The sequence below is a fragment of the Staphylococcus agnetis genome, from assembly GCF_002901865.1.
GTDB classification, from domain to species: domain Bacteria; phylum Bacillota; class Bacilli; order Staphylococcales; family Staphylococcaceae; genus Staphylococcus; species Staphylococcus agnetis.
This window is the reverse complement of record NZ_PPQF01000138.1, coordinates 846-5,710: the sequence shown is the minus strand read 5'-3', so window position 1 is coordinate 5,710 and position 4,865 is coordinate 846. Positions and strand designations below refer to the sequence as shown.

The following is a 4,865-nucleotide window of genomic DNA, read 5'->3' as shown; positions in this document are numbered from 1 at the left end:
GTGCGTGAACTTGAAAATGCTGGTGCAGATGCAACCAAAGTGGGTATAGGCCCAGGGCGTGTATGTATTACGAAAATTAAAACAGGTTTTGGTACAGGTGGATGGCAACTTGCTGCAGTGAATCATTGTAGTAAAGCAGCACGCAAACCTATTATTGCCGATGGAGGTATTCGTACGCACGGTGATATCGCTAAATCTGTTCGTTTTGGTGCTTCGATGGTTATGATTGGCTCTTTATTTGCAGCTCATGATGAGTCTCCAGGTGAAACAGTAGAAGTTGATGGTAAAAAGTATAAAGAATATTTTGGAAGTGCATCAGAATATCAAAAAGGTGAACGTAAAAATGTGGAAGGCAAAAAGATGTTTGTAGAACATAAAGGTTCACTCAAAGATACCCTTACTGAGATGCAAGAGGACTTACAAAGTTCTATTTCTTATGCGGGTGGTAAAGATATCGGTGCACTACGAAAAGTAGATTATGTGATTGTAAGAAATTCGATTTTCAACGGTGATAGAGACTAAAAAAACAGGAGTGGATTTCTATTAAATCATTCATATCGTTTCTCATACTAGGTTTTGGCATTGTATTAACGATTCCGGTTCAACCTACAGATGCGACACAAAAATTGTCGCAACCTGTTACTACCAAAGTAGATCAACTTGTTGACAGTAATAAATCACATACAGCATTAAAGACCCCAGATCAACAAGCGTTTGCGATACGCAACATTCAGATTAACATGTCACAAAAAGATGTAGAGGCGAAATTCGGTAAAGCATCAGCTGTACTTGATAATGAATATGGTACAAAATGGCATGTATATCATAACAAGTTTAATGACTTTATCTTAGTAAGTTATATTAATGGTAAAGTTCATGGTTTATTTACGAATCAAAATATCATTACTTCTAAATCAGGTATTAAATACAACACACCACAAAATGTGGTACGTGAAAAATTAGGTAAACCTTTAGAAGGAATCAAAAAAGGGAATACACTATATCGTCAAAATAATGATGAATATGATGTGTTTGAAAAAGATGGTATCTATACAACAGCATTTTATGATAAACATCGTAGTAATCAGTTAACTGCGCTTTTACAAGTAAGTAAAGAGATGGAAAACAGATTAAATGGTCAGTATGGTGCCCCTTCAAAAGGTTTAGCTCAAAGTTATGAAAAACTAGACTATTATTTAGTCAATGCAACACGTGTTCAAAACAATTTAAAAACATTAAATTACTCTGAAGCGTTAGCTGACACTGCACGTAAACATAGTCATGATATGGCAGTGAATCAGTACTTTGACCATACGAATTTAAAAGGTGAATCACCTTTTGATCGTATGAAAAAAGATGGACATCAGTATAGAACAGCAGCAGAAAATCTCGCTTATGGTCAACAAAGCGCAATTTTTGCGCACCAAGGGTTGATGAATTCTGCTGGTCATCGAAAAAACATCTTACATCCTAATGTATCTACACTTGGTGTAGGTGTTGACTTCAATAAAAACAAACAACCTTATTGGACTGAAAATTATACTGGATAATGTTTAACACAGTTTAATATTGGGAAAAAATCAATCAAATGAGGTTGATAGTATGAATACTTATAATATGAAAGTTCAAGATATGCCCAATATTGAACAACAAACTAAGGATATTCTAGAACGTGTTAAAGAAATATTAAATAAGAAATAATCTTATTGCACCCTTAAAGTATAGCTTTAAGGGTGTTTTTTAATTACGAAGTCATTTTGACTTATTGCGTAGTTGGATATGAATTATTATCTCAACCATATACTACTTTAGACGGATATATTTAATAGCCGACATTATGATGATATAATATTTAAATTATGAATCATTTTTAAAAAGTTATTATGTGTTTATAAATAAAAATAATGTTTATAAGTCAGATTGGTGTAACTTTCAATAATCTAATGGTTTGATAAAGGAGGATTTAACATGGGTAATTTAATGTTGCGTGAAGTTGCAATTTTATTAGATGGTATTATTGTTGCGATGCTAGGCATCATAGCTAATACACTATTTAATCGCAATAGTTTCCTTGCTAAAGTGATAAATAGTAGTATCTCTACATTTGTAATAACAGCAATTTCAGTTATTTTTTTCTATGTGAGAAGTAAATCTAAAGCGTCATAAATGTGGTAACTATAGAATGGTATTATAAATACCATTGACGATTTTCATATGCTGCGATGATTTAAGAACCCATGATTCAAAGAGTTCAGTTTGAATCGTGGGTTTTTGTATGTCACTAATACAACGATACACAAATGATCTAAATAAAAGTGAAACATTTACAGCGAATTTAAAACTAACACAAAATAAAATGGAATTAACGTATTGACAATGTAAGTATAATATATGATGATTTGATTATTAATGAAATTATTGAAGAGACGACAACATAATATTTATTAATGTAGAGTGTCCCTTAATCAGTTTTAATAAATGTACTTATTTACCTAATCCTAAATTTTCTTTTAAAGATGAGCTACCTATCAACGCATTTATCACATAAGAAGAACCGTAAGCTGATATATAAAGTGTGTATAATGCATTTGGCTACTGTATATCATCTTTAACTTAGGAAGTGTGTTTTCAAAGGCTTTGATAATTGATTTGATCTTGTGAATGATTATGGCGTTTCGGTGTTCAAGTTAGGGTGTTCATACACCATATATAAGGATAAATGATATAACTACATAAAGGTGTTATAAATAAACACCTTGCTCAAATAACGTTTTGATTACAGTTAACTTTTTATAAAATGATTGGTTTGTCAAAAAAGAGGTAGCTAGAATGGAAATAGATTGGAGTAACAAATGAATAAGCAAAAAGTGAATGGCACGATAGAACACGTACATAAAAATTTTAGATATAAAATCTTTAATTCAGACCAAGGCATATTTCTAATTGATCTACACCAAAACATATGGTCGTACCTTTTTCCATTCTTAAATTGGTTACCGTTAAAAGCGGTTAAATTAACTGATGATGACTATTATAGTTTGAAAACAAGTATTCATCATAATAAGGTAAATAAAAATTTTATATATTCAATAGGAGGAATAAGTGTTTTACTCTCAACACTTTTAAGACCACTCAGTAATGAACCTGGATATCCTATCAGTTTTTTTACATCGATTTTATTCGTGTCTGTAATTATGCTTTTTCTCATAATTGTTCACTACTATTTTCGAAAAAGATTAGAAATTCAAGATATGAATTTTGAAATGACTCATTTTAAAATAAGAGTAATCCCATTATGGAAGTTTAAGGCGATTTATATTTTAGGGTATTTATTTTTCTGGCTTCTTTTTATAATGCTTTTAATATTAATAGTTTATGAAAATTTATTTAACTTAGTTCTTGCAATGATGTTTATCGTACTTTCTTTTTGTATAAGCTTAGCTAATTCAGCAGCATGCTCGATTAGTAAGGTCAAAGCAATACTTTATGCGAGAGGTTCTGATTTATTTGATGAGTAAAGTTGAAGAATAACATATAAATTTTCGGTAGAACATGTGTGATTTTAACAAATAAGATCATCAGTAGCATTTTAAAATTGATTAGTGGATATAAAGGGTTTTAATAACAGAATAAATCATTAAAGTGGGTTGTTTTATGAGGAAACAAAAAGTAAATGGTACGATAGAACACGTTCATAAAAATTATAGATATAAAATCTATAAAACAGATCAAGATACATATCTCATAGATTTCCAACAACATGTGCTTTCATCCATTTTACCGTTTTTAAATTGGTTTCCATTGAAAGTTTGTAAATTAAATGAAGATGAATATAAAGGTTTAAAAGTAATTACTAAGCATAGAAAACATAATAAAAATGATGTCTTGATGATGGGAGGGATTTCAGTATTATTATCATCGTTAATCCGTCCATTAATACATATTTCAACCCATTCATTTAATTTTAAAATGGCTATAGGTATAGTGAGTGTAGTGTTTTTGGCCGTCATTTTATTTTATGCGTATCTTCATTTTAAATTAAAGCTTGAAAACTATAATTTTAAGAGGAGTCAGCTCTATTTAAGACTCAGGCCCTCTTTTAAGTTTAAATTTACCTTTGTATTAGTCTCTTTATTTATATGTGCATTTATATATTCTTTTATAGTAGATATACTCACCACGAACCAATTTAATATGATTATATTTATAGTTTTTGTATCATTTCTGTTTATCATCGGTCTTTTGAATTCAGTTCCTTGTAATATCGGTAAGGTCATAGCAGTACTTTATGTGAAAGATTAAAATAGATGAGTGTACAGAAAAATGTTAATACAAGTGATTTGTTAATGAGTAAGACAGGATGGGATTAAAGTATGACAAAGTGTAAATTGACGGGACGAATTGATGATGTTAAGCATAATGTAAGATATAAATTATTACATGTTAATAATGAATTTTATTTGATAGATTTACAAAAAAACATACTCTCTTACGTTTTTCCAATGATTAATTGGTTTCCAAAATCTTGTTATAAAATTGATTCTGAAGCATACGAAAAGTTATTAAATAAAGGCGTACATAAAAAAAGTAACACTAGTATGATCATGGGTTGCATCGTATTGTTTTCAGTGCTACTAAGGCCATTACTAAAATATGTCTATGCTCCCATTAGTGTGTTTGTAGGTATTTCTATGGTATTAGTTGCTTTAACATTAACAGTAATCTTGCAACTTTTTTTCAGAAAGAAAACTGAAATATTTAAATCAAACCTCCCTACAACATGTAAATTAACAATCATTCCAAAGCTCAAACACCTTATCTATTTCATTATTTTTTATGTCTATAGTATTTTATTTTTATCAATA

Annotated in this window: 6 protein-coding genes; all 6 read left to right on the top strand. The window is 29.9% G+C overall.

Going from position 1 to position 4,865, the window contains the following annotated elements:
* The coding region (locus CD172_RS13045; protein ID WP_240598424.1) for a GMP reductase at positions 1-522 on the top strand (522 nt) is incomplete at its 5' end.
* Positions 523-536: 14 nt separating this feature from the next.
* Positions 537-1,550, top strand: a complete 1,014-nt coding sequence (locus CD172_RS12255) for a CAP domain-containing protein (protein ID WP_169925252.1) — start codon at positions 537-539, stop codon at positions 1,548-1,550.
* Positions 1,551-1,968: 418 nt separating this feature from the next.
* Positions 1,969-2,166, top strand: a complete 198-nt coding sequence (locus tag CD172_RS12250; RefSeq protein WP_103346499.1) for a hypothetical protein — start codon at positions 1,969-1,971, stop codon at positions 2,164-2,166.
* A gap of 686 nt (positions 2,167-2,852) precedes the next feature.
* Positions 2,853-3,518, top strand: coding sequence for a DUF443 family protein (locus tag CD172_RS12245; RefSeq protein WP_103346498.1), 666 nt, complete (start codon positions 2,853-2,855; stop codon positions 3,516-3,518).
* Between the two features lie 136 nt (positions 3,519-3,654).
* On the top strand, positions 3,655-4,302 hold the full coding sequence (locus CD172_RS12240; protein WP_103346497.1) for a DUF443 family protein: 648 nt from the start codon (positions 3,655-3,657) through the stop codon (positions 4,300-4,302).
* Positions 4,303-4,373: 71 nt separating this feature from the next.
* A partial coding sequence (locus tag CD172_RS12235) for a DUF443 family protein (RefSeq protein WP_169925251.1) occupies positions 4,374-4,865 on the top strand: 492 nt, incomplete at its 3' end.

What these genes read in the sequence shown, in the direction of transcription:
- CD172_RS12240 (WP_103346497.1), top strand. Translation starts at nt 3,655, where the DNA reads ATGAGGAAACAAAAAGTAAATGGTACGATAGAACACGTTCATAAAAAT.
- CD172_RS12245 (WP_103346498.1), top strand. Translation starts at nt 2,853, where the DNA reads ATGAATAAGCAAAAAGTGAATGGCACGATAGAACACGTACATAAAAAT.
- CD172_RS12250 (WP_103346499.1), top strand. Translation starts at nt 1,969, where the DNA reads ATGGGTAATTTAATGTTGCGTGAAGTTGCAATTTTATTAGATGGTATT.